Origin of the sequence: Nonomuraea sp. LPB2021202275-12-8 (assembly GCF_037044575.1) — a bacterium.
In the GTDB taxonomy this organism is placed as follows: Bacteria; Actinomycetota; Actinomycetes; order Streptosporangiales; family Streptosporangiaceae; genus Nonomuraea.
This window is the reverse complement of sequence record NZ_JBAHWD010000003.1, coordinates 63,333-86,757: the sequence shown is the minus strand read 5'-3', so window position 1 is coordinate 86,757 and position 23,425 is coordinate 63,333. Positions and strand designations below refer to the sequence as shown.

Here is a 23,425-nt window from a genome sequence, read left to right as displayed (position 1 = left end):
GGGGCGTGAGCATCCACACGGTGAGCCCCCTGTTCGTCGGGCGCTCTCGCGAGCTGACCGCGCTGGGCGACGCGCTGGAGCGCGCGCGGTCCGGGGCGGCGTCCACGGTGCTCGTGGGCGGCGAGGCGGGCGTCGGCAAGACCCGCCTGGTCAGCGAGTTCACCGAGCAGGCCGGCGACGCGCTGGTGCTCGTCGGCGGGTGCCTGGAGCTCGGCACCGAGGGTCTGCCGTTCGCGCCGTTCACCGCCGTGCTGCGCGGTCTGGTACGCGAGCTGGGGCGTGACGGCGTCGCGCGGCTCGTGCCGGGAGGCACGACCAGAGGGCTGGCGCGGTTGCTGCCCGAGTTCGGCGAGCCCGACCACGACGGAGCGGAGGCGCGGGCGCGGCTGTTCGAGCAGGTGCTCGGGCTGCTCGAACGGCTGACCGAGGACCAGCCGGTGGTGCTGATCGTCGAGGACGCCCACTGGGCCGACCGCTCCACCCGTGACCTGCTGTCCTTCCTGGTCCGCTACCAGCGCGGCGACGCCCGCCTGCTGATCGTCGTCACCTACCGCGCCGACGAGCTGCACCGCGCCCACCCGCTGCGGCCGCTGCTGGCCGAGCTCGGGCGGGTCGCGTGGGTGAGCCGGCTGGAGCTCGGCAGGCTCAGCCGCAAGGAGGTCGTCGCGCAGGCGGCGAGCATCCTGCAGCGCGAGCCGTCCCCGGTGGACATGGACATGGTCTACTCCCGCAGTGAGGGCAACCCGCTGTTCGTCGAGGCGCTGCTCAGCGGGGCGAGCGGTGGCGAGTCGCTGCCGGAGTCGCTGCGCGACCTGCTGCTGGCGAGCGTGGAGCGGCTGCCGGAGGAGACGCAGGAGCTGCTCCGGGTGGCCAGCGCGGGCGGTCAGCGCATCGAGCACGACCTGCTCTCCACCGTCGCCGGCCTCGACGAGAACGCGCTGGCCGGCGCTCTGCGCCCCGCGGTGGCCGGCAACGTGCTCGTCGTCGACGGCGAGGGCTACGCCTTCAGGCACGCGCTGATCCGCGAGGCGCTCCACGACGATCTGCTGCCCGGCGAGCACACCCGCCTGCACACCCGCTTCGCCGGGGCGCTGGAGCGCGACCTGTCGATCCTGCCCGCGCCGCGCGGCGCCATCGAGCTGGCCCACCACTGGCACGCCGCCCGCGACACCACCTGGGCCCTCGTCAGCGCCTGGCGCGCGGCGGCCGCAGCCCGCAAGTCCACCGCCTACGACGAGCAGCTCAGGATGCTGTCGAGGGTGCTGGAGCTGTGGGACCACGTGCCCGACGCCGAGGCGCGCATCGGGCTCGGGCACGCCGACGTGCTCCGCCAGACGGCCGTGGTCTCCTACCTCGCCGGCGAGTACGAACGCGGCGTCGCCCTGGCCACCGCGGCCCTCGCCGAGATCGACCGCGCGGCCGACCCGATCGCTGCCGCCCGCGTGCTGCGGCAGCGCGGCCTCATCCGCTACGACCTCAGCCGCCCCGGTTACGTCGACGACCTGCGGGAGGCGGCGGCCCTGGTGCCGGCCGACCCGCCGAGCACGCTGCGCGGCCAGGTGCTCGAATCCCTCGCCCGCATGCTCCACCGGCCCGAGCAGCTCGCCGAGAAGATCGCCACCGCTCAGCAGGCCATAGAGATCGGCCGCCAGGTCGGCGACGCCGCCGGCCAGGTGCACGCGCACGCGCTGATCAGCCTCACCTGGTCGGTCTGCCGCTATTCGCAGATCGACTCGCAGCGCGAGGGCTTCGCCGAGGCGCGGCGCATCGCCGGCCGGGTGGGCGCCTACAACGCGCTCATGCGCGGCGACATCTCCGAGTCCGACCTGCTCGAAGGCGCCGGCCGGCACGAGCAGGCGGCCCAGGTCGCCCGCGACGGCATCACCCTGGCCGAGCGCTACGGCCTGGCCCGCACCGCCGGCACGTTCCTGTCGATCAACCTGGCCGAGCCGCTGGTGTCGCTCGGCCGCTGGGACGAGGCGCTGGCGGTCGTGGAGCACGCCCTCGACCTCGTGCCGCCGCCCCCGCACGAGGCGAGCCTGCGAGGCTTGGCCGCCGACATCGCGCTCGCCCGCGGCAACCTCGAGCGCGCCGAGACCTTGCTGGCGGCCTCGCGCAGGGTGCTGTCGCGCGGCAATTTCCGCGAGCAGTCCGTGCTGCCGCACGCCCGCAGGGAGGTCCAGCTCCTGCACGCCCACGGCCGGCTCGACGAGGCCCGCGAGGCGGCGGCCCGCGCGCTGCGCGAACTCGACCTGACGGCCGACCCCCGCTACTCCTGGGGCCTGCTCGCCTTCCTGGCCGAGCTCGGCGGACCTCTCCTGCCGGAGCTCCGCTCGATCGCCGCGTGGCTCGCCGTCGAAGGCGACCTGCAGCAGGCCCAGCACCTCACCTTCACCGCCCTCACCGGCCCCGATCCAGGGCCGGCCGTGGACCTCGGACCATCGGCCCCCACCGGCCCTGAGAGCGCGCCGGGCGCGCCGGCCGGCCACCTTGAGACGGCGTCCGGCGCCGGCTCTACGGGAGCGCCCGGTTCCGCCCGGGCATCGGGCGTCGCCTCCGATCCGGGGGCGCTCGGCGAGGCTGAGGCGGCGGCCTGGCGGCTCAGGGCCTGGGATCGCGCCGCGGCGGCCTGGGCCGCCCTGAGCCACCCCTACGGCGAGGCCAGAGCCCTGGCGGGCGCGGCGCACGCGGCGCTGGCCTGCGGCGACCGGCAGGAGGCCGCCGCGCGGCTGGCGAGGGCACGCGAGCTCGCCGAGCACCTGGGCGCCATTCCCTTCCTGGAGCAGCTCGACGCCTTCGCCCGTCGCGCCAGGATCGCCACCGCCGACGGCACCACCACCGACGGAGCGCCGCTCGGCCTCACCACCCGCGAGCTGGAGGTCCTGCAGCACGTCACCAGGGGCCGCAGCAACCGGGAGATCGCGGCGGAGCTGTTCATCTCGGTCAAGACGGTGAGCGTGCACGTCTCCAACATCCTGGCCAAACTCGGCGTGGCCTCCCGCGGCGAGGCCGCCGCCACGGCCCACGCCAAGCGCCTGTTCGAGGATTGACGTCCGTACGACATCGTCCGTCTGGTACGGCGGAGCTTCATGAGCGCTTGTGGGCTGCGGCCGGCTTGATGAGCGTGTGTCGGGTCGGGTCCGTATGCGCGGTGCTGGCGGGGGCGCCGGGATGGTGAGGTGGTGTACGGCGGGGCTCGGCGCCCTTTACGGCGGCCGGCGTGGGCCACGGCATATGGCCCAGAGTGCGCCGTTACGGCGGCCGGCCCCGTGGCGGTCAGTGGCCGTCTCCCTGGAGGCCATCAGCCCCGTACGCACCTTGGGCCCTAGCCGGCGGAGCCGTACAAGATCGTAAAACGTCCATGGGTGTCAGACGAGAACACTCGCCGCTTCTCGGCGACGCCGAGAAGACCGGGGTGAAGAGCGTCGAGGGCTCGTCGATGGAGGCCTGCGGGGGGGCCTGCGGGGGAGACAGAGCGGAGACAGGCCGCGGAGGCAGACCGCGGGGCCCGTGGAGGGGAGGTCCGCGGAGGCAGGCCGCCTGGAAGGACACGGCAGGGCTCTTGAGGGGCCTGCGTCGGCGGGTGACGTCGGGCGGGGCGCTGCGGGCGAGGGACCGGTCGGAGTCACCCCGTCAGCTGGGCCTCCAGGCGGTAGCCGTCCACGGTTACGTACACCTGGTCGCCCGGGCGGGCGTTGAGGCGCATGAGGACGGGCTGGAGGGAGTCGAAGACCGGCTGGTGGCCCTGCCAGACCAGGACGATGGCGTTGTCGCCGGGGCCTGTGACCGACAGCAGGGTGCCGGGGCGCATGCCGAGCTGGGCGGCGTAGCCCTCCGGGACGGGGACGGGGCCGCCGCGGAGGTGTTCGGGGGTGACCTCGATGCGCTGCCAGCGGCGCGGGTCCGACGACGGGCTGGGGAGCGGGGGCGGCGGGGTGGACGGGGCGCCTGCGAGGCCGCCGGGCAGCGCCGGGGAGCGGCCGCCCGACAGGGCTGAGAGGGTCGCCAGCGCGGCGCTGGGGTCGATGGAGCCGGCGCTCGCCGCGGGGATGGGCTGGCCGCCTCTGTGGTGGTGGCCGTTGGCGCCGGGGGTGCGGCGGGGCAGCGGCTGGGGCGGGGCGGAGGCCGACACGGGGTCGTGGACGGGCTCCGCGGGCAGGGCGTCGAGCCAGGCCTTGGCGGAGTGGGTGCGGATGCCGAGCTCGGCCATGAGGGCCACGAGGTCGGCGTCCGGCGAGGAGGAGGCCAGCAGCTGCCTGGTGCGGGCCTGGAGTCCCTGGATGTCGCCGATGACGAGCCAGCCGTCCTGCAGGCGGCGGTCCGGCATCAGTGTGACGAGGACCCGCCACAGCGGGGTGCGCAGCGACGGGACCATCACCGGGTGGGCGGGGTCGGCGCCGATGAGCTGGTCCTGGGTGGCGGCCGCGCCGAGCCACTCGGTGAGCCGGAACATGTGGCCGGTGATCGGCGCCGACTCAGAGGAGCGCAGCCAGTGCAGGACGCGTTCCTCGGCGGTGCGCTGGGCTTGGGAGAGCACGTCCCGTTCGACGAGCATCTTGTGCGCGAGCGTCCGCAGGCTGATCGGGTCCTCGGCGAACAGGCGGTGCACGGCGACGGACAGTTCGAGCTTGTTCAGGCTGCGGAAGAGGCTGTCCACCACGCGGACCATCGCGTGGTCGGTGTCCGTCGGCGCCGCAGCGGGAGGCACGGGGGGAGGGAAGGCCGTGTTGCCGGAATAGTCCGGGCCCGAGGGGGCGTCGGGCTGAGGGCGCGGGCTCGGGCGCTGGGGCAGTCCGTTGGTGCCGACGGCGGGGAAGGAGCCGGTCTGGCGCTGCCGGGCCTCGCCGGCGGCGGGGCGCTGCGGCAGGCCGTTCTCGCCGAGCGCGGGGAAGGATCCGGTGCCGCGGTCGCCCGGCCGGCTCTCGCCGATGGCGGGGAAGGAGCCGGTGCCGGTACGGCTCTCGCCGGGGGATCCGGTGCCGGGGCGGTTGTCGCCGACGGCGGGGAAGGATCCGGTGCTGGTGCGGTTGTCGCCTGGGGCGGGGAAGAGACCGTTGCCCGGGCGGTTCTCGGGCGGGAAGGAGCCGTTGCCCGGCCGGTTCTCGCCCACGGCGGGGAAGGAGCCGGTGCCGGTACGGCTCTCGCCGGGGGACTCGGCGCCGGGACGGTTCGCGCCCGGCGCGGGGAAGGACCCGGTGTTCGGGCGGTTGCCGCTCTGCGCGGCGAAGGATCCGGTGGCGGGGCCGCCGTCGCCCTGGGCGGGGAAGGAGCCGGCCGCGCGCTGGGGGACGCCCTCGCGCTGTGGGCCCGCTTGGCCCTGCGACCCGAAGGAGCCGGGCGCGACCGCGGGGAAGGAGCCGGTGGCGGGCGAGCCGGGCATGGCGCCGCGCTGGAGCGGGCGGGTGGCCTCGGGGTGTCCCGCCTGGACGGCGCGGGCCGCGGACTCGGGCTGTGCGGAGAGGTGGCCGAGCACCTCGCGGAACACCGAGCCGAGCAGCGCCTCCGGCGTGGCGGCCGGGGTGCTCATGTCACCCGGCGACAGGCGGCGCAGGCGATGCCATCCGCCCAGGCCTGCGATGGCGGTCCTGGCGGGCTCGGGCCAGCCCGGCAGCGACGGGTCGACGTGGTGGATCGTCAGGGCGGGCAGCAGGTCGGCGAGCGGCAGGAAGTCCCAGCGGGACGCGGCCAGCAGGGCGAGCCGGTCGCAGATCCAGTCGAGCCCGGCGGTGCCGAGAGCGCGCGGCAGTGCGACCGACGACCACCAGGCGGCCGGCAGGCGTGGATCGGCCAGCGCCTCCGCCACCTGCTGTGGTCGGCTCCAGCGCAGGGCAGGGACCAGGTCGCTCAGGCAGATCGATGACTCGACTTCCATCGGCGGACCTTATCCTCCCCAGTGAGCCGCGTGGTGCAGTTCCGTACGCGTGTGGCCGTTGGTGCAGCTTACGCGGCAAGCTATCAATCGGTGTGAATAGGGTAAAGACGCTTTAAGTCCAAACCGTACCGTGGCCTACCCCCTACCAGGGTCACGCATTCGGCACCGGCCCGACAACCTGCCTCCAGAGCGGCCCTTTCTGCCGAACCCTCCAGAGTGGCTGTGAGATATCCGGCCGCGAACGCGTCGCCCGCTCCGGTCGAGTCCACGATCTCGGTGGGCACCGGATCCGCCTTGGCGACGAGCCGCCCTCCGGAGGCCACCAGGGCGCCCTGGGAGCCCAGCTTCACCACGGCCGTGCCGTACCTCTCGCTGAGCACTTCGGCGGCGCGCTCCGGGGTGCCGGCTCCGGTGAGCAGGAGGGCCTCGTCGCGGTTGGGGAAGATCAGCTGGGCCGGGGCGGACTCGCGCAGGAAGCGCTCGACGCCGAACTCGCGCAGGGGCTGGGTGGAGGCAGGGTCGACGCTGATGGCGATCCCGGCGGCGCCGGCCTTGGCCATGGCGCGCCTGGCCAGGTGCAGGCCGGGCTCGCCGAACAGGGTGTAACCGGACACGTGCAGGCGGGCGACGCCGTCGAGCAGGGCGTCGTCCCAGTCGTCGGTGGAGATCAGGCCGCCCGCGCCACGGTTGGTGAGCATGGAACGCTCCCCGGTCCGGTCCACCATGGCGATGACGACCGCCGTGGGGTTGTCGGGGTCGATGCGGACGTGCGGGCGGACGCCTGCCTTGACCAGCTCACCGATGTGCCACTCGCTGCTGTCGTAGCCGCATCTGGCCAGCAGTCCGACGTCGCCGCCCAGGTGGGCGGCCCAGGATGCGGTGTTCGCGCCGGAGCCGCCCGGGCGCAGCACGATGTCCGCGGCGATGTCGGAGGCCGACATGACCGGCGCGCCGTGCAGCGCCACCACATCGGTGACCACGTCGCCGATGACCAGGAGCCCCCGGCCGCTCACGATCGTGACCAGGCCAGCGCGATCTGCGCCGCGAGGGCGGTGTTTCCGCGTACGGCCGCCAGGTTGGCCTCCAGGGAGGCGCCGGCGGTGCCACGCACCAGATAGCCGAGAAGGAACGGGGTGATGGCCTGCCCGGTCACGCCGTCGCGGTCGGCGGCGGCCAGCGCCTCGGCCAGCACGCGGTCATGCAGCGCCGGGTCGAGCTGCTGGTCGACGGGGACGGGGTTGGCGACGATCAGCGCGCTCTCCTGGCCGCCGAGCGCGTCCTGCCCGCGCATGACGGCGGCGGCGTCCTCGGCCGACTCGACCCGCCAGTCGACGGGCTCGCCGGAGGAGTGCAGGTAGAAGCCGGGGAAGGTGTCGGTCCGGTAGCCGGCCACGGTCACGCCGCGGGTCTCCAGGCGCTGCAGGGTCGCGGGCACGTCCAGGATCGACTTGACCCCGGCGCAGACGACCGTGATCCGGGTGCGAGCCAGCGTGTCGAGGTCCGCGGACTCGTCCTGCTCCTCGGTCCAGCCGCGGTGCACGCCGCCGAGCCCGCCGGTGGCGAAGATCCGGATGCCCGCGCGTGCGGCCAGGAACGACGTGGCGGACACCGTCGTTGCGCCGCTGGCCTTGAGAGCCGCGGCCACCGGCAGGTCGCGCTGCCCCAGCTTGCGCAGGCCGGACTCGCTCGCGACGCGCTCGAGCTCCACCTCGTCCAAACCGACACGGGCCACCCCGTCGAGCACGGCGATGGTCGCGGGCACGGCTCCGGCGGCTCGTACGATCTCCTCCAGCTCCCGCGCGACCTGGAGGTTGCGCGGCTGCGGCAGCCCGTGGGAGATGATCGTGGACTCCAGCGCCACCACGGGCGCGCCGGTGGCCAGGGCCTCGGCGACCTCGTCGGACGGCTGGAGAAGGGAGTCGGCGGTGCGGCGCATGGTGGGGTTCGTGCTCCTCGAGTGGTCCTGGTGATTCCTAGTCAGAACGGCGTCTTTCCCAGACTTTGTTCCAAACGGAGCACGTTACGGCCGGACCGCTCGCACGTCCACTCAGGCAGGGACAAGGATCATGACGCACACCAGAGAGATCCCGCCGACGAGCGCGGTCGCGATCCCGCCGAGCAACATGGCGCGCCCGCCCCCCAGCAGCCTGCGCACGTCGATCCCGGTGCCCAGGCCGAACAGCGCGGCGGCCATCAGGAGATTCGTGACCGGGGGGACGGCCTGCGTCACCAGCGGTGGCACGATTCCGGTACTGCGCAGCGCCACCATGGCCAGGAAACCGGCGACGAAGAGCGGCATGATCGGCGGCCGCTCGTCGCCGTGGCGGGTCCGGGCGGTCAGGGCGACGATGGGAGCGAGCAGGATGACGCGGCCGAGCTTGACGGTGACCGCCGCCGCGAGCACCCCCGTGGCCGCCCCGATCGCGGCCACCTGCGCCACCTCGTGCACCGCCGCCCCGGTCCACACCCCGAGCTGGGCCGGCGACAGGCCCAGCCAGGACGCCAGGAGCGGCACGGCGACGATGGCGCCGCTGCCGTACAGGACGACCACGCCGAGCGCGTTCGCCGCGTCCTCGTCGTCGCCGCCGGCGCTGTCGCGCATGGCCGCGATCGCCGCGGCGCCGCAGATGGAGACCCCGGTGGCGACGAGCAGGGAGGTGCCGGGCGTGAGGCCGAGCTGGCGGCCGATCAGCGGCGTGATCGCGAACGTGGCGCCCGTCGCCACCAGCACGACCGCCGCCGTCCGCCAGCCCATGGCCAGCACCTGCGGCACCGAGATCTGGAGGCCGAGCAGGACGATCGCGACGCGCAGCACCCGCCGGGACACGAACCGCAGGCCGGGCAGCAACCGCTCGCCGGCACCCCCGAGGCCGGCGAGGACCGCTCCCGCCACCACCGCCACCACCGCGGGGCTGAGCATGGGCGCCAGCTGGTGCACGGTCAGCGCGAGCGCCACCGCCGCGGCCGTCACCAGTAGACCGGGCAGCAGGGACGGCCGGGAGGTGGTCTGGAGCACGATCTCCAGTCTTCGGGCAGCCCGAGCCGGCCGGTAGCCACGAGCTGCCTGGGAGGTCATAGCCTGTGGCTATGACCTCGCTTCCCGATCTCGACTCGCTGAAGCTGCTGGTCGACGTCGGCGAGTTGGGCAGCCTGGGCCGGGCGGCCAAGGTCGCGGGCATCGCCCAGCCGTCGGCCAGCAAGCGCGTCGCCCAGCTCGAACGCCGCCTCGGCCTGCCGCTGCTGGAGCGGACGCCGCGCGGCTCCACGCTCACCACCGAGGGCAAGATGGTGGCCGGCTGGGCGGCCCAGGTGGTCGCCGCCGCGCAGGAGCTCATGCGGGCCGCCCAGGCGGTGCGCCTCGGCGGCGCGGCCCACCTGCGGGTCGCCGCGAGCATGACGGTGGCGGAGTACCTGGTGCCGCGCTGGCTCGGCGAGCTGCAGAACCGGGAGCCGGACGTCCAGGTCGGCCTGGACGTGGTGAACTCCGCCGACGTCGCGGCCCGGGTGCTCGCCGAGGAGGTGGAGCTGGGCTTCGTCGAGGGGCCGAGCGTTCCGGAAGGGCTGGCGAGCCGGGTCGTGGGCACCGACAGGCTGGTGGTCGTGGTGGCGCCGGGGCATCCGTGGACGCGCCGCCGTACCGCGCTGAGAGGGGCCGAGCTGGCCGCCACGGCGCTCGTGGTGCGGGAGCCGGGGTCGGGCACCCGGGAGACGCTCGACGTGGCGTTCAGGGACCTGCGTCAGGCCAGCCCGCGCCTGGAGCTGGGCTCCAACTCGGCGGTCAAGGGAGCCGCCCAGGCGGGTGCGGCGCCGGCCGTCATCAGCGGGTACGCGGTCGAGGCGGAGCTGGGCACCGGACGCCTGGTCGAGGTGCCGCTGGCCGGAGTCAACCTGGTCCGGAGCCTGCGTGCCGTCTGGCGCCGTGGCCGTACCCTCACCAGCCCCGCCGCCACGCTCCTGGCGATCGCCAGCCGTCCGTGAGGCGGGATAAAGTGCCGGAATGGGTGCATACGACGTGGTCATCGCCGGTGGCGGCCACAACGGCCTGGTCGCCGCCGCCTACCTGGCCGGCTCCGGGCGGCGCGTGCTGGTGCTGGAGCGGCAGGACCACACCGGCGGCCTGGCCATCTCCACGCGCGCCTTCCCGGGCGTGGACGTACGGCTGTCGCGTTACTCCTACCTGGTCAGCCTGCTGCCCACGAAGATCGTCAAGGACCTGGGTCTCGACCTGGAGCTGCGCCGGCGCCGCTACGCCTCCTACACGCCCGTGGGCGACACCGGCCTGCTCGTGGACGGCGGTGACGAGGGCCGGACGGAGGCCTCCTTCCGCACGGTCACCGGAGGCGAGGCCGACTACCTGGCCTGGCGCGACTTCTACGCGATGACCGCGCGGGCCGCGCAGGCCCTGGCGCCGACCCTGCTGGAACCGCTGCGCCCGGCCGCCGAGGTCGAGCGGCTGGTCGGCCCGCAAGCGTGGCAGGACCTGTTCGCGCGGCCGATCGGGGAGACGGTGGACGAGCGGTTCGCCGACGACACGGTGCGCGGCGTGGTGCTCACCGACGCGCTGATCGGCACGTTCGCCGACCCGGCCACCGACCTGCTGGCCAACCGGTGCTTCCTCTATCACGTGATCGGCGACGGCACCGGCGAGTGGAACGTGCCCGTGGGCGGCATGGGCGCCGTCTCGGGGGCGCTGGAGGCCGCCGCCCGCCAGGCGGGCGCCGAGATCAGGACCGGCGCGGAGGTCGTCGGCATCTCGCCGTCGGGGGAGGTCGCCTTCCGTACGGACACCGCCGAGCACACCGTCACCGGCGGGCACGTGCTGGTCAACCTGCCACCCGCCGTGCTGGACCGGGTGCTGGGCAGGGAGCCGGGCACGCCGGAGGGGGCGCAGCTCAAGGTGAACATGGTGCTGAGCCGGCTGCCGCGGCTCAAGGACGCGGGGGTGGATCCGCGGGCCGCGTTCAGCGGGACGTTCCACATCAACGAGACCCGCGACCAGCTCGCCGCGGCCCACGCCCAGGCGTCCCGTGGCGAGATCCCGCGGCTGCCCCCGGCCGAGGTCTACTGCCACTCGCTCACCGACCCGTCGATCCTCGGGCCGGAGCTGCGCGGCAGAGCGGAGACGATGACGCTGTTCGGCCTGCACATGCCCGCTCGCCTTTTCCGGAAAGATCCGGATCAGGCGCGGGAGGAGGCTCTCCGCGCCACCTTCGCCTCGATGAACCAGGTCCTGGCCGAGCCCATCGAGGACTGCCTCCTGCGCGCCCCCGACGGCACTCCCTGCGTCGAGGCCAAGTCCCCGGTGGACCTGGAGAACGAGGCGGGCCTGCCCGGCGGCCACATCTTCCATCGCGACCTGAGCTGGCCGTACGCGGACGAGGGCGGCTGGGGGGTGGAGACCGAGCACGAGCGGATCCTGCTCTGCGGCGCCGGCGCCCGCAGGGGCGGCGGCGTCAGCGGCATCCCCGGCCACAACGCGGCCATGGCGCTGATGCGCTGAGTGCCGGCGCCCTCATCGCGTTCTCAGATTGCTCCTCTAGCGTTGTGAGCATGAGTGAGCTGGCACGGTTGCTGGTGGTGGACGACGAGCCCGCGCTGCGCGAGGCGCTCCAGTCGAGTCTCGAGTTCGAGGGCTACAAGGTCGTCACCGCCAACGACGGGCAGGCGGCGCTGGAGGAGCTGGCGCGCCAGCCGTACGACGCGGTGCTGCTCGACGTCATGATGCCGCGGCTCGACGGCCTGACCGCCTGCCGCAGGCTCCGGTCCGCGGGCGACCACGTGCCCGTGCTCATGCTGACCGCCCGCGACGCGGTCGGCGACCGGGTGTCCGGCCTGGACGCGGGCGCCGACGACTACCTGGTCAAGCCGTTCGAGCTGGACGAGCTGCTGGCGCGGGTGCGGGCGCTGCTGCGGCGCGGCGCGCTGAACGCCGGCGAACCCGAGCAGACGCTGACCTTCGACGACCTGCGCATGGACCCGGCGACCAGGGAGGTCACCAGAGGCGAGCGGCGCCTGGACCTGACCAGGACCGAATACCTGCTGTTGGAGCTGCTGCTGGCGCACCCGCGCCAGGTTCTGACGCGGGACCAGATCCTGGCCGAGGTGTGGGGGTTCGACTTCGAGCCGTCGTCCAACTCGCTGGACGTGTACGTGATGTACCTGCGGCGCAAGACCGAGGCCGGCCGCGAGCCGAGACTGATCCACACCGTGCGCGGCGTCGGCTACGTGCTCAGAGGAGCTTGATGAAGAGGCGCAGCATGCGCTCGCGGCTCACCCTGCTGGTCGCGGCGGCGGTGGCCATCGCGGTCGCCGTCTCGGCGGTCGGCTGCTGGTACTTCGTCCGCAGGGAGCTGTCCTGGCAGCTCAACCAGTCGCTCCGGGACATCCGCGTGCCGTGGGACGCGATGAACAAGGCGGTCCGCGACTGCTCGCCGAACCCGGTCAGCACCTCCCCCGACGACGGGCATCCGTCCTTCGCCGAGCCCATGCAGATCGTCTTCCCCGACGGCACCCGCTGCGTCATGGGCAACATCGCGGTCAAGGTCACCTACCGGGAGAAGAAGGTCGCGGACGGCTACCGCGGCCAGGAGGCGGTCTACGACGGCTACGCCGACGACGGCACGCCCATCCGCGTGCTCGTCAAGAACGTCGATCAGAACGCGGCGTTCGTGGTCGCCAGGCCCCTGCACGAGCTGCAGAGCACGCTGCGCAGCGTGTCGCTCATGCTGGCCATCGTCGCCGCGCTCGGCGTGCTCGTCGCCGCCACGGCCGGGCTGCTCGTCTCCCGGGCGGCGCTGCGCCCGGTGGGCCGCCTCACCAGGGCGGTCGAGCACATCGCGCAGACCGAGGACCTCAACACCCGCATCCCGGTGGAGGGAAGCGACGAGATCGCCCGCCTGAGCGCCTCCTTCAACGCCATGACCGCCGCCCTCGCCGGCTCCCGCGACCGCCAGCAGCAGCTCGTCGCCGACGCCGGCCACGAGCTGCGCACCCCGCTCACCACCCTGCGCACCAACATCGACCTCCTGCTCCGCAGCGAGCAGACCGGCCGCAGCCTCGACCCGGGCGCCAAGCAGCGCCTGCTGGTCAACGTGAAGGCGCAGTTCGCCGAGCTCACCACGCTGGTCGGCGACCTGCTGCAGCTCGCCCGCGGCGACGCCGACCACGAGCCGCACGTCGAGCTGCCGCTGCACGAGGTCGTCACGGCCGCCGTGGAGCGGGCCAGGCTGCGCGGCGCCGAAGTCGGCACCGACCTGTCGCCGTGGTACGTCGTCGGCAGCGCCACCTCGCTCGAACGGGCCGTGCTCAACCTCATCGACAACGCCGCCAAGTTCAGCCCCGGCCACGAGGTCGAGGTGGCGCTCCGCGAGGGCGAGCTGACCGTCCGCGACCACGGGCCGGGGATCTCCGAAGAGGACCTGCCGCATGTCTTCGAGCGGTTCTGGCGCTCCCCTTCGGCGCGATCCCTGCCCGGATCGGGCCTGGGGCTCGCGATCGTCGCGCAGGCGGCGGACGAGGCCGGGGGAGAGGTGCGGCTCGGCAACGCTCCCGGCGGGGGCACCGTCGCGACGATGAGGCTGCCGGGAAATCTCACCCCACGCTCAGACCCGGATCAGCCATCTCAAAGAGCCGGCGCCTGAGCTGGAGACATGCGAACAACAGTGACAACTCGCCTGGTCGAGGTGGTCGTCCCGGTCCACAACGAGCAGCCGGCCCCGCGTGACAGCGTCAACCGGCTGCACGACTCCACGCTCGTCGCCGGGCTCGCCGGGCCGGCCGCGTACGCGCTCAGACCGTCGGGCGGCTCCAGGAGCCCGTGTCCTCGGGCAGGCTGCGCTACGTGATCGCGAGCGGCGGCCGGGGCCGCCAGGGAGCGGCGAGGTCATCACCTGGGTCCAGGCCGGCTGCGCGACCGTGGACGGACAGGACGGGCTCTACGACTGCGCGGCGGGCTGAGCGCGCGGGGTCAGGCCCGAGGTCAGGCCGGGAGGGCGGCCAGCAGGAAGGCGAGGCGGGCGGCCGCGGACTCCACGTCGTCGGAGGTGCCGAGCCGGTAGCCCCAGGACGTGATGAAGCTGCCGTCCTCTGAGCACGTCACGCTCTCGATCAGAGTGGCGGAGAAACGGTTGCGCACCGACACGAAGGCGGGGTCGCTGGAGAGAGCGAGGTTCTCGACCGACAGATCCGCGTGGCGACCCGCGAACCACGCGAACCGCTCGAGGCAGAGCGCGGTGTCAAGCATCATGCGTCACCTCCGCATCGTCTCGCGCCAGAATTGCACGATCTTGACGCGGAGGGCAAGCAATTGCGAGATTAATGTGCCGATTGTTTTCGGTAATCGTTAAGAACGCGAATGATGATGTCCCGTCCGGCTTCGTCAAACTTCGCCGTTTTCGCAAAGTCGTCGAAGGCCCGTCCGTAGAACGCGATGTCGTCCGGGTCGCGCATGACCAGGTCTTTCGTCATGGTGCCCACGCCGACCATGGCCTCGTTGTAGATCCAGAAGCCGTGGATCGGCGCCGACGGCAGCTCCTCGGTGAAGGGGATCACGCCGAACTCCACATTCGGCAGCGTGCTGACGGCCAGCAACCGGTCGAGCTGGCCGTGCATCACGTCGGCCGGCGCCAGCCGGGTGTGCAGCACCGTCTCGGAGATCACGAACCTGAACGTCCGGGTCCGGTCGTACAGGATCTCCTGGCGCTGCATCCGCACCCGGACCGCCGCGTCGATCTGGTCGGCGGCGCTGTAGAGGCGCTTGACCTTGCGGAACACGTGCCGGGCGTACTCGGCTGTCTGCAACAGGCCGACCAGAACGGCCGGCTCGAACGCCCGGAAGAGCTTGGTGCGCGCCTCCAGGTCGCGCATGTCCTCCTGGATTGCGGCCAGGCCGCTGCGGTGGCGCTGCTTCCAGCCGTCGTGCCGCTCCAGCAGCGCGAGGGCCTGGGTGATCAGGTCGTCCGTGGTCTCCGGGGCCGCTCCCACAGCCTGCGCCCACACCACGACGTCGTCCTCCGTGGCGGTCTGCCGCGCGTTCTCCAGGCGGGAGACCTTGGACGGCTGCCAGTGCAACCTCGCGGCCAGGTCCTTGCCCGAGAGGTGGGCCGCCTCGCGCAACTGCCGAAGCTGGCCGCCGAGGTCCATGCGCGCCTGCTGAAAGGACGTCACGACGCCCGAGGCTAGACCTGCTTGTGGGGATCATGCCAGCCCCGGTCGCGCAATTGTGATCAACCGGATGCGGGGGGTGTCGCCTCCCTGGTGGGGAAAGCGGTTGCCGATCCTTCGGGCAGGACCCGGCGGGCGATTTCGGTGATCAGCTCACGAGGAACCTCGACCGCGGTCTCGCCGTCGAGGATGTCGCGCAGGTCCGCCAGGGCGTCGGCATCTGTGAGCTGCAGGCCCTGTACGACGATCGTGCCCCGGTCGGTCTCGTACAGGGTGGGACAGGCTCCCGCCTCCGACGTGGAACCCAGGAAACGCATACGCATGACGATCCTTCCCCGAACCACACAACTGCAATTGCGCGCAATTGTACGGCTCGGGGTCGGGTCTGTGATCGTTTTTCAGGAAAAATCGTGATATTGGGCGTTTTGGGAGTTATGCCGAAAGGGGGTCGCGCATGATGGCTCCCGCGCGCTCGAAGAGGCTCAGCGTGGTGGCGTGCAGCAGGTCGCCGATGTCCTTGGGCGCCTTGCCGGCGAACGCCCGGGCGTGCGTGCCCTCCAGCACGATCCCGAGCTTGAAACAGGCCATGACGGCATACCAGTCGATCGCCGACAGATCGCGCTCCGACAGCGCCGCGTAGCAGTCGACGATCTCGCGCGGCGAGGCCAGGCCGGGCACCTGTGCGCTGGCGGACGGCCACATGGCCACCAGCCAGCCGAGGTCGACCAGCGGGTCGCCGATCGTGCACATCTCCCAGTCCACGATGGCCGCCACCCTCGGGCCGTCATGGGCGAACAGCAGGTTCGCGAAGTGGTAGTCGCCGTGCATGATCCCCGGCGTGAAAGAGGCCGGCCGGTTGGCGTCCAGCCACGCGGCCGTCTCCGCCAGTCCGGGGATCTCGGGCCCCGGATAGCCGTCCAGCTCGCCGTAGGAGTCGAGCTCCTTGAGCCAGCGCGGGACCTGCCGCTCCAGGAACCCCTCGGGCCGGCCGAAGTCCGGCAGCACCCCAGGATCGACGCGCCCCAGCTCGGCCAGTGCCGAGGCCGCCTCCAGCCCCATCCGGTGGCGGATCGCCGGGTCGGAGGCGTGCGGCTCGGGCAGCCCCGTCGAGGGATTGAACCCCTCGACCGGCTCCATCAGGTAGAAGACCGGCTCCACCTCGGTCTGCGCCGCCACCAGTCTCGGCGCCGCGACCGGCGTGTCCCGCAGCGCCGCCAGCACCCGCGCCTCGCGGCGCAGCACCTCGTTGCTCTTGCGCCTGGCGTGCAGCGGCGGCCTGCGCAGGATGTACGGCCTGCCGCCGCGCTCGAAGCGGACCATGACGTTCTGGGTGCCGCCCAGGACCGGCGCCGCGCCGGTGATCTCCCCCTCGGGCAGCCCCTGGTCGTCCATCCAGGCGCCGAGCGCCACCAGGTCGACGGCGCTCACGTCGATGTGCGTGGAGGTCATGGTCGCCTTTCGACCGAACGATATTCTGTTGGCCGACCCTACGAGAGCCCGGCTCGGCCGGTCAACCCAGGGCCTGCATGAACGGCAGGAACTGCCGCGCGCGGTCCCCGGGCAGCTCGCCGCCGCGGACCATCAGCGACACCTCCCACGGGCTGCCGATCCCGCGCTCGTCCGCCCACCGCACCATCGCGTCCTTGGCCAGATCGAGGTCCATCCGCACCTCGCCGCCCGCCTGGAGCGCCAGATCGCCGATCAGCGCCCTGGCCGTGTCCTCGTCGCGCGCCACGACCGGGCCGATGACCACGTTGTCGTCGTTGCGCCAGCAGTGACCGAATCCGCCTTCGGCGACCAGGACCTGCTCGCCGAAGGCGGGCATGCGCCGCAGCAGCGCCGACCTGTCGGTGCCGAACAGCTCGGCGTCCAGCTCCAGGATCGCTCCGAGGTCGGCCTCGGTGGCGGGGCGGGTCCTGCCGGACGGCTCGCCGCGGAAGACGCCGGTCCGCTTGGCGACCCGCCCGACCGTGCGGAACCCGAGCCGTTCGTAGAGCGGCCGGCCGTTCTCGGTCGCGTGCAGCGACACCACCCGGTCCCCGGCCTGCGCCAGGACGTGCTCCATCAGGCTGCGCGCCAACCCGCGCCTGCCGTATCTGGAGGCGGTCAGCACCATGCTGATCACGGCGTGGTCGTCGCCGTAGCGGGTCAGGACGGTCGTCGACGCCAGCCCGTCGCCGTCGGGCGCGTCGATGCCGTAGACCTCGCCCACCTCGAACAGCAGCGTCCACTTGTGCCGCTCGGGCAGCCAGCCGCGGTCCTTGGCCAGGCGGCAGCAGTCGTCCAGGTCGTCACGGGTGAGGCGGCGTGGGGTCATGCGCGACATCCTCCTACACTCCTGGCAGTCGAATCAAAGCGATTCGCCTGCCGCCAGGCCGGCGGCGCCGGGCCGCGCCTCTCCCGGCGGCCGGGGCAGCAGGGACTCCGGCAGGTCCACCTCCCGGGCGCGAAGCTCCTCACCCAGGGCCTTGGCCTGCGGGTCCATCCGCGGGCTCGCCGCGACGCCCCTGCCCAGGAGCCCGTGGACGACGAAGTTGAGCGCGTTGAGGTTGGGCAGCTCGTATCGGTCCACACGGTGCGGGGCGAGGGCGGGCAGGAGGGCCTTCAGCCGCTCGGTGGTGAGGTGGCCCGCCAGCCAGCCGTACTGCTCCGCGGTGCCGGTCCAGACTCCCAGGTTGGCGTTGCCGCCCTTGTCCCCCGAGCGCGCTCCGGCGATCCGCCCCAGCGGGAGGCGCACCAGCCGCCCGCCCGGCGGAGGTGCGGCGTCCCCGCGCGGCGCCTCCTCAGGCCGTGCCTCCTCACCGGCACGCGCCGCGGGGGCGGCGGCGAGAGGGACGGGCTCGCCGTCGAGGAAGACCTCCGCACGCACCTGAGAGGCCGGTGCCAGGACCGGCCAGTAGACGCCGTAGGGGGAGGCGGGGCCGGGCGGGGTCAGGCCGTAGAAGCCCGGATAGCTGGCCAGCCCGGTCTCCACCACGGCGGACGAGAACGCCCGCCCCGCTCTGTGCTGGTCGCCGTCCATGACGGTGATCCGCAGCAGGCCGGAGTCCGTCAGAGTGACGTCCACCTGGTCGAAGGAGTCCTTCGCGATCCTGGCCCAGATGGCCTCCTCGGCCACCCTGGCCTTCGCCTCGACGTCCAGGCCGGTCAGGACGAGCGTCATCGTGTTGCGATAGCCCGCCAGATAGTTGACCGCCACCTTGAGGCTGGCGGGCGGGGGTTCGCCGCGCGCGCCTGTGACGCGGACGCGGTCGGGGCCGTCGTCGGACAGGCCGATGGTGTCGAAGCGGGCCACCACGTCGGGACCCTGGTAGCGCGGAGAGGCGATCTCGTACAGCAGCTGTGCCGTGACCGTGCCGATCGAGACCAGCCCGCCCGTGCCCGGGTGCTTGGTGATGACGCTGGAGCCGTCGGCGTGCAGTTCGGCGATGGGGAAGCCGCAGTGCGCCAGGTCGGGCACCTCGCCGAAGAAGGCGTAGTTGCCGCCCGTGGCCTGGCAGCCGCACTCGATGATGTGCCCCGCGACCACCGAGCCGGCCAGCGGGTCGAGGTCGTCCGGCTGCCAGCCGTACCGCCAGATGCCCGGCCCGGTCACCAGCGCCGCGTCCGTGACGCGGCCGGTGACCACGACGTCGGCGCCCGCCGACAGCGCGGCGGCGATGGGCCGGCCGCCCAGATAGGCGTTGGCCGTCAGCGGCGCCGCCCGCAGCTTCTCGCCGGTGTCGGCGTTGACCAGGTCGAGGTCGCGGCCGGTGAGGTCGTCGCCGGTCACGTGGGCGACCCTGGGGGACAGGCCGAGCCTGGCGGCCAGCTCGTGGACGGCCTCGGCGCAGCCCGCGGGGTCGAGACCGCCGGCGTTGGTCACGATCTTGATGCCGCGCTCCAGGCACTGGCCGAGCACGTCCTCGAGCTGGCGCAGGAACGTGGGGGCGTAACCCGGGCGGCCCTTGAGCCGATTGCCGGCCAGGATGAGCATGGTCAGCTCGGCCAGCCAGTCGCCGGTGAGCACGTCGATGGGGCCGCCCTCGACCATCTCACGAGCGGCCGACAGACGGTCGCCGTAGAAGCCGCTGCAGTTGGCGACCCTCAGAGGCCGCGAGGGGGCGTGCGGGCTGGTGGGCATGGCGCTCCTCAGCTGCCTTCGGGGACCCAGCGCGGTGGCCGCTTGGTCATGAAGGCGGAGATGCCCTCCTGGCCCTCGCTGGAGGTGAAGCGCTCGGCTGACAGCTCGGTCATCCGCCGCAGCCCCTCCTCGAACGGGACGGCCGGGACCTCCCTGACGAGCCGCTTGGTGATGGCCAGGGCCTCGGGGCCGCCCTTGACCAGCATCCGGGCGTAGTGGGCGACCGTCTCGTCCAGCTCCTCCGGCGGCACGGCACGCGTCAGCAGGCCGATCTCCACCGCCCGGGCCGCGTCGAACACCTCGCCGGTCATGAAGTATTCCGCCGCGGCCCTCGGCTGCAGCCTCCTCAGGACGGGCACCGAGATCATCGCGGGCACGACGCCGAGCCGTACCTCCGTGAACGCGAACGAGGCGGTCAGCGGCGCGATCGCGAAGTCGCAGGCGGCCACCAGGCCGAGGCCGCCCGCGCGGGCGGTGCCGTTCAGCCGGCAGACGACCGGCTTCGGGCTCTCCCAGATCAGCGACAGCACCTCCGGGAACGACGCCGTCACCGGCGCGTCGGAGGTGCGCTGCTCCTTCAGGTCCGCGCCCGAGCAGAACACCGGGCCGGCGCCGGTCAGCACGATCACCCGTGCTTTCGGCTCGGCCAGCGCCCATTCCAGGTGCTCGGCCAGGTCGCCGAGCAGGCGTACGGACAGCGCGTTGCGGTTCGGCGGTGAGTCCAGCGTGATCGTCGCGATGCCGCCCGCGAGCTCCTTGTGAACCAGGCGTGTCATGAGTCCCCTTCCTGGATGATCGCCAGCACGGCTCCGGCGTCCACCTGCTGCCCCTTCTCCACGTGCACACCCGAGACCACGCCGCCGGCGGGCGCGGCGATCAGGTGCTCCATCTTCATCGCTTCGAGCACCAGGACCGGCTGCCCCTTCGCCACGCGCTCGCCCGCCACCACCTCCACCCGCAGCACGCTGCCCGGCATGGGGGCGAGCAGCGATCCGGGCGCGACATGCTCGACCGGCTCCGGCAGGCGCGGCACCGGCGTCAGCCTGACCCCGCCCGTAGCGGAGTCCACGTACACCGCTGCCACCCCGCCGTCGTAGGAGGACACCTCGAAGGCGTGCCGCAGGCCGTCGCGTTCCAGGACCACCTGATAGGCGAAGGCGTGCGTCCGGTGCGGCGCGGCGCCCGCCGCTCCGTCACCCGCGACCACGCCGGTCCTGACGACCTCGATCACGGCGACCCCGGCCGGCAGTGGATCGTAGACCGCCTCGGCCTCGGCGAATGTCGCCACGCGCGGCTGGGAGCGTACGTTCCGCCAGCCGGAGGGCAGGCCGCCCAGGACCGGTGCGCGCTCCCGGTTGGCGGCGGCCGTCGCGAGCGCCGCGGCCAGCACGGCCAGCTCTCCGGGTGGGCCGTCGCCGCCGAAGTCGTGCTGATCGAGGAAGCCGGTGTGCGTGTCACCCGCTGCGAAGTCCGGATTTTTCAGGATCTGCAGGAGAAGGTCGCGGTTCGTGGTGAGGCCGTGGATCCTGGCCCGCCGCAGCGCGGAGACGACCTTGCGCACCGCCTCGCCGCGGCTCGCGCCGTACCCGATCACCTTGGCCAGCATCGGGTCGTAGTGCGAGGACACCACCGACCCGCTCTCCACCCCCGAGTCCACCCGGACCTGCCCGGAAACCTCGAACCGGTGCAGCACCCCCGACTGCGGCAGGTAGGCGCGGTCCTCGGCGTACAGCCGCACCTCCACGGCGTGCCCGGCCGGCAGCGGCGGCTCCGGCGGCAGGGCCGCGCCCTCGGCCACCGCCACCTGCCACCGCACCAGGTCCACCCCGTAGACCAGCTCGGTCACCGGGTGCTCGACCTGCAGGCGGGTGTTCATCTCCAGGAACGCCACCCGCTCGCCCGCGACCAGGAACTCGACCGTCCCCGCCCCGACGTAGCCGATCGCGCGCGCGGCCCGGACCGCGGCCTCCTCCAGGTAGCTGCGCATCGGCCGGGTGATGCCGGGGGACGGGCACTCCTCGACGACCTTCTGGTGCCTGCGCTGGATACTGCAGTCCCGCTCCCCGAGCGCCCACACCGTGCCGTGCCCGTCGGCCAGCACCTGCACCTCGACGTGCCGGGCGCCCTCCAGCAGCGGCTCGACGAACACGCCGCCGTCGCCGAAGGCCGCCAGGGACTCCCGGTGCGCGGACGCCACCTGCCGCGCCAGCTCGCGCGCCTCGCGCACCACCCGCATCCCGCGGCCGCCCCCTCCGGCGGCGGCCTTCACCAGCACCGGGAACTCCCAATCGTCGCCCGGGTCCGTCAGCGTGCCGTCGGCCGTGACGGCCAGCGACGGGAGCGTGGGGACGCCGGCCTCCGACATCAGGCGCTTGGCCGCCAGCTTGTCGCCCATCGAGGCGATGGCCGGCGGCGGCGGGCCCACCCAGGTCAGCCCGGCCTCCAGCACTGCCCGCGCGAAGGCCGCGTTCTCCGACAGGAACCCGTAGCCGGGATGCACGGCGTCCGCGCCGGCCGCCCGGCAGGCGGCCAGCAGCCGGTCGGCGTCGAGGTAGGTGTCGGCGGGTTTGTCGCCGCTCAGCCGCACCGCGTGGTCCGCCTCGGCCACGTGCGGCGCGCGGGCGTCGGCGTCGGAATAGACCGCCACCGTCTCGATGCCGAGCTCCCGGCAGGTGCGGAAGACGCGGCGGGCGATCTCGCCCCGGTTCGCCACCAGCAGTCGTGTGATCACGGCCGGAACACCCCGAATCCCGCCGCCTCCGGCACCGCGGCGCTGTTGATCGCCGACAGGCACAGGCCCAGCACGGTCCGCGTGTCACGCGGATCGATCACGCCGTCGTCGTAGAGCCTGCCCGACAGGAAGAACGGCAGCGACTCCGCCTCGATCTGCGCTTCCACCATCGCCCGCATCGCCGCGTCCGCCTCCTCGTCGTACGCCTGCCCCCGAGCCTCGGCCGAGGCCCGGCCGACGATCGACAGCACCCCGGCGAGCTGCGCCGGGCCCATCACCGCCGACTTGGCGCTCGGCCAGCTGAACAGGAACCGGGGATCGTAGGCCCGCCCGCACATGCCGTAGTTGCCCGCCCCGTACGAGGCTCCCATCACCACCGTCAGATGGGGCACCGTCGAGTTCGACACCGCGTTGATCATCATGGCGCCGTGCTTGATGATGCCGCCCTGCTCGTACTCCTTGCCGACCATGTAGCCGGTCGTGTTCTGCAGGAACAGCAGCGGGGTGCGGGACTGGTTGGCGAGCTGGATGAACTGGGTCGCCTTCTGCGACTCCTCGCTGAACAGCACGCCGCGGGCGTTGGCCAGGATCCCCACCGGATAGCCGTGCAGGCGCGCCCACCCCGTCACCAGCGAGGCCCCGTACGCCGGCTTGAACTCCTCGAACTCGCTGCCGTCCACCACCCGGGCGATCACCTCGCGCGGGTCGAACGGAATCTTCAGATCCTCGGGCACGATCCCCAGCAGCTCCTCCGCCGGATAGGCTGGATCACTCCCAGCCCGTGGCCGCAGGCCCTGCTTGCGCCAGTTGAGCGAGCGCACGATCCGGCGCCCGAGGCGCAGCGCGTCGTGCTCGTCGGCAGCCAGATAGTCGGCCAGCCCGCTGACCCGGGCGTGCATCTCGGCCCCGCCGAGCGACTCGTCGTCGGACTCCTCGCCGGTCGCCATCCTGACCAGCGGCGGCCCGCCGAGGAACACCTTGGCGCGCTCCCGCACCATCACCACGTAGTCGCTCATCCCGGGCACGTAGGCGCCTCCGGCCGTGGAGTTGCCGAAGACCAGCGCGACGGTCGGGATCCCGGCGGCCGACAGCCGCGTCAGGTCGCGGAAGATCCGGCCGCCCGGGATGAAGATCTCCTTCTGCGTCGGCAGGTCGGCGCCGCCGCTCTCCACCAGGTTCACGTACGGCAGGCGGTTGGTCATGGCGATGTCCGCCGCGCGCAGCGTCTTTCTGAGCGTCCACGGGTTGGACGCGCCGCCTCTGACCGTGGGATCGTTCGCGGTGATCACGCATTCGACGCCCTCGATCACGCCGATCCCCGTGACCACGCTCGCGCCCACGGGGAACTCGCTGCCCCACGCGGCCAGCGGTGAAAGCTCCAGGAACGGCGAGTCGGGGTCCACGAGCAGCTCGATCCGCTCGCGGGCGAGCAGCTTCCCGCGCCCGCGATGCCGCTCGACGTACTTCCCCCCGCCGCCCGCGACGGCCTTGGCGTGCTCGGCGTCGAGGTCGGCGAGCTTGGCCAGCATCGCCTCCC

At 73.0% G+C, this 23,425-nt stretch carries 19 protein-coding genes; 6 read left to right on the top strand and 13 right to left on the bottom strand.

Going from position 1 to position 23,425, the window contains the following annotated elements; translation table 11 throughout:
- Positions 1-5: 5 nt before the first annotated feature.
- Positions 6-3,050 (top strand): helix-turn-helix transcriptional regulator, encoded by a 3,045-nt coding sequence (locus V5E28_RS06700; protein WP_336205504.1) that lies wholly within the window; start codon positions 6-8, stop codon positions 3,048-3,050.
- Positions 3,051-3,625: 575 nt separating this feature from the next.
- Here the strand turns inward: V5E28_RS06700 and V5E28_RS06695 are convergent.
- The 4 genes from V5E28_RS06695 to V5E28_RS06680 form a co-directional block, all read right to left on the bottom strand.
- Positions 3,626-5,872 carry a hypothetical protein gene (locus V5E28_RS06695; RefSeq protein ID WP_336205503.1) on the bottom strand — a complete coding sequence of 749 codons (2,247 nt, stop codon included), beginning with the start codon at positions 5,870-5,872 and terminating at the stop codon, positions 3,626-3,628.
- Positions 5,873-5,955: 83 nt separating this feature from the next.
- Positions 5,956-6,885: a carbohydrate kinase family protein gene (locus V5E28_RS06690; RefSeq protein ID WP_336205502.1), complete on the bottom strand. Its 930-nt coding sequence runs from the start codon at positions 6,883-6,885 to the stop codon at positions 5,956-5,958.
- A complete protein-coding gene (locus tag V5E28_RS06685; protein ID WP_336205501.1) occupies positions 6,882-7,808 on the bottom strand; it encodes a pseudouridine-5'-phosphate glycosidase in 927 nt (308 codons plus the stop codon). The genes V5E28_RS06690 and V5E28_RS06685 overlap by 4 nt, the downstream gene beginning before the upstream one ends.
- 111 nt (positions 7,809-7,919) lie before the next feature.
- Entirely contained in the window at positions 7,920-8,888 is a 969-nt protein-coding gene (locus tag V5E28_RS06680) for a YeiH family protein (protein ID WP_336205500.1), read from the bottom strand.
- 71 nt (positions 8,889-8,959) lie between these two features.
- Here V5E28_RS06680 and V5E28_RS06675 point away from each other — a divergent pair, with 71 nt between their 5' ends.
- From V5E28_RS06675 to V5E28_RS06655, 5 genes are read left to right on the top strand one after another with little or no spacing between them, the layout of a single operon-like run.
- On the top strand, positions 8,960-9,850 hold the full coding sequence (locus V5E28_RS06675) for a LysR family transcriptional regulator (RefSeq protein ID WP_336205499.1): 891 nt from the start codon (positions 8,960-8,962) through the stop codon (positions 9,848-9,850).
- A gap of 19 nt (positions 9,851-9,869) precedes the next feature.
- Positions 9,870-11,372 carry a phytoene desaturase family protein gene (locus tag V5E28_RS06670; RefSeq protein WP_336205498.1) on the top strand — a complete coding sequence of 501 codons (1,503 nt, stop codon included), beginning with the start codon at positions 9,870-9,872 and terminating at the stop codon, positions 11,370-11,372.
- Positions 11,373-11,422: 50 nt separating this feature from the next.
- The gene (locus tag V5E28_RS06665) at positions 11,423-12,115 is read left to right on the top strand and encodes a response regulator transcription factor (RefSeq protein WP_336205497.1); all 693 of its coding nucleotides are present in this window, start codon (positions 11,423-11,425) and stop codon (positions 12,113-12,115) included.
- Positions 12,115-13,512 carry a sensor histidine kinase gene (locus V5E28_RS06660; RefSeq protein ID WP_336205496.1) on the top strand — a complete coding sequence of 466 codons (1,398 nt, stop codon included), beginning with the start codon at positions 12,115-12,117 and terminating at the stop codon, positions 13,510-13,512. Before V5E28_RS06665 ends, V5E28_RS06660 begins: the two co-directional genes overlap by 1 nt.
- A 9-nt stretch (positions 13,513-13,521) precedes the next feature.
- On the top strand, positions 13,522-13,716 hold the full coding sequence (locus V5E28_RS06655; RefSeq protein WP_336205495.1) for a hypothetical protein: 195 nt from the start codon (positions 13,522-13,524) through the stop codon (positions 13,714-13,716).
- A gap of 134 nt (positions 13,717-13,850) precedes the next feature.
- On the opposite strand, the gene V5E28_RS06650 is transcribed toward V5E28_RS06655, so the two are convergent.
- The 9 genes from V5E28_RS06650 to V5E28_RS06610 form a co-directional block, all read right to left on the bottom strand.
- Positions 13,851-14,117: a hypothetical protein gene (locus tag V5E28_RS06650; RefSeq protein ID WP_336205494.1), complete on the bottom strand. Its 267-nt coding sequence runs from the start codon at positions 14,115-14,117 to the stop codon at positions 13,851-13,853.
- 68 nt (positions 14,118-14,185) lie between these two features.
- Positions 14,186-15,037: a helix-turn-helix domain-containing protein gene (locus V5E28_RS06645; protein ID WP_336205493.1), complete on the bottom strand. Its 852-nt coding sequence runs from the start codon at positions 15,035-15,037 to the stop codon at positions 14,186-14,188.
- 59 nt (positions 15,038-15,096) lie between these two features.
- Positions 15,097-15,357 carry a hypothetical protein gene (locus V5E28_RS06640; RefSeq protein ID WP_336205492.1) on the bottom strand — a complete coding sequence of 87 codons (261 nt, stop codon included), beginning with the start codon at positions 15,355-15,357 and terminating at the stop codon, positions 15,097-15,099.
- A 109-nt stretch (positions 15,358-15,466) separates the two neighbouring features.
- A complete protein-coding gene (locus V5E28_RS06635; RefSeq protein WP_336205491.1) occupies positions 15,467-16,483 on the bottom strand; it encodes a phosphotransferase family protein in 1,017 nt (338 codons plus the stop codon).
- 61 nt (positions 16,484-16,544) lie between these two features.
- Positions 16,545-17,351 carry a GNAT family N-acetyltransferase gene (locus V5E28_RS06630; RefSeq protein WP_336205490.1) on the bottom strand — a complete coding sequence of 269 codons (807 nt, stop codon included), beginning with the start codon at positions 17,349-17,351 and terminating at the stop codon, positions 16,545-16,547.
- A 33-nt stretch (positions 17,352-17,384) separates the two neighbouring features.
- Positions 17,385-19,157: an acyclic terpene utilization AtuA family protein gene (locus V5E28_RS06625; RefSeq protein ID WP_336205489.1), complete on the bottom strand. Its 1,773-nt coding sequence runs from the start codon at positions 19,155-19,157 to the stop codon at positions 17,385-17,387.
- A gap of 8 nt (positions 19,158-19,165) precedes the next feature.
- Entirely contained in the window at positions 19,166-19,933 is a 768-nt protein-coding gene (locus tag V5E28_RS06620) for an enoyl-CoA hydratase-related protein (protein ID WP_336205488.1), read from the bottom strand.
- Positions 19,930-21,888 (bottom strand): acetyl/propionyl/methylcrotonyl-CoA carboxylase subunit alpha, encoded by a 1,959-nt coding sequence (locus V5E28_RS06615; RefSeq protein WP_336205487.1) that lies wholly within the window; start codon positions 21,886-21,888, stop codon positions 19,930-19,932. The genes V5E28_RS06620 and V5E28_RS06615 overlap by 4 nt, the downstream gene beginning before the upstream one ends.
- Complete coding sequence (locus V5E28_RS06610; protein WP_336205867.1) at positions 21,885-23,417, bottom strand: acyl-CoA carboxylase subunit beta; 1,533 nt, start codon at positions 23,415-23,417, stop codon at positions 21,885-21,887. Before V5E28_RS06610 ends, V5E28_RS06615 begins: the two co-directional genes overlap by 4 nt.
- Between the last annotated feature and the right edge of the window lie 8 nt (positions 23,418-23,425).

Coding starts and splice junctions, on each gene's coding strand:
- V5E28_RS06625 (WP_336205489.1), bottom strand. CDS start 19,157: ATGCCCACCAGCCCGCACGCCCCCTCGCGGCCTCTGAGGGTCGCCAAC.
- V5E28_RS06685 (WP_336205501.1), bottom strand. CDS start 7,808: ATGCGCCGCACCGCCGACTCCCTTCTCCAGCCGTCCGACGAGGTCGCC.
- V5E28_RS06695 (WP_336205503.1), bottom strand. CDS start 5,872: ATGGAAGTCGAGTCATCGATCTGCCTGAGCGACCTGGTCCCTGCCCTG.
- V5E28_RS06655 (WP_336205495.1), top strand. CDS start 13,522: ATGCGAACAACAGTGACAACTCGCCTGGTCGAGGTGGTCGTCCCGGTC.
- V5E28_RS06650 (WP_336205494.1), bottom strand. CDS start 14,117: ATGATGCTTGACACCGCGCTCTGCCTCGAGCGGTTCGCGTGGTTCGCG.
- V5E28_RS06675 (WP_336205499.1), top strand. CDS start 8,960: ATGACCTCGCTTCCCGATCTCGACTCGCTGAAGCTGCTGGTCGACGTC.
- V5E28_RS06670 (WP_336205498.1), top strand. CDS start 9,870: ATGGGTGCATACGACGTGGTCATCGCCGGTGGCGGCCACAACGGCCTG.
- V5E28_RS06630 (WP_336205490.1), bottom strand. CDS start 17,351: ATGACCCCACGCCGCCTCACCCGTGACGACCTGGACGACTGCTGCCGC.
- V5E28_RS06640 (WP_336205492.1), bottom strand. CDS start 15,357: ATGCGTATGCGTTTCCTGGGTTCCACGTCGGAGGCGGGAGCCTGTCCC.
- V5E28_RS06635 (WP_336205491.1), bottom strand. CDS start 16,483: ATGACCTCCACGCACATCGACGTGAGCGCCGTCGACCTGGTGGCGCTC.
- V5E28_RS06660 (WP_336205496.1), top strand. CDS start 12,115: ATGAAGAGGCGCAGCATGCGCTCGCGGCTCACCCTGCTGGTCGCGGCG.
- V5E28_RS06665 (WP_336205497.1), top strand. CDS start 11,423: ATGAGTGAGCTGGCACGGTTGCTGGTGGTGGACGACGAGCCCGCGCTG.
- V5E28_RS06610 (WP_336205867.1), bottom strand. CDS start 23,417: ATGCTGGCCAAGCTCGCCGACCTCGACGCCGAGCACGCCAAGGCCGTC.
- V5E28_RS06620 (WP_336205488.1), bottom strand. CDS start 19,933: ATGACACGCCTGGTTCACAAGGAGCTCGCGGGCGGCATCGCGACGATC.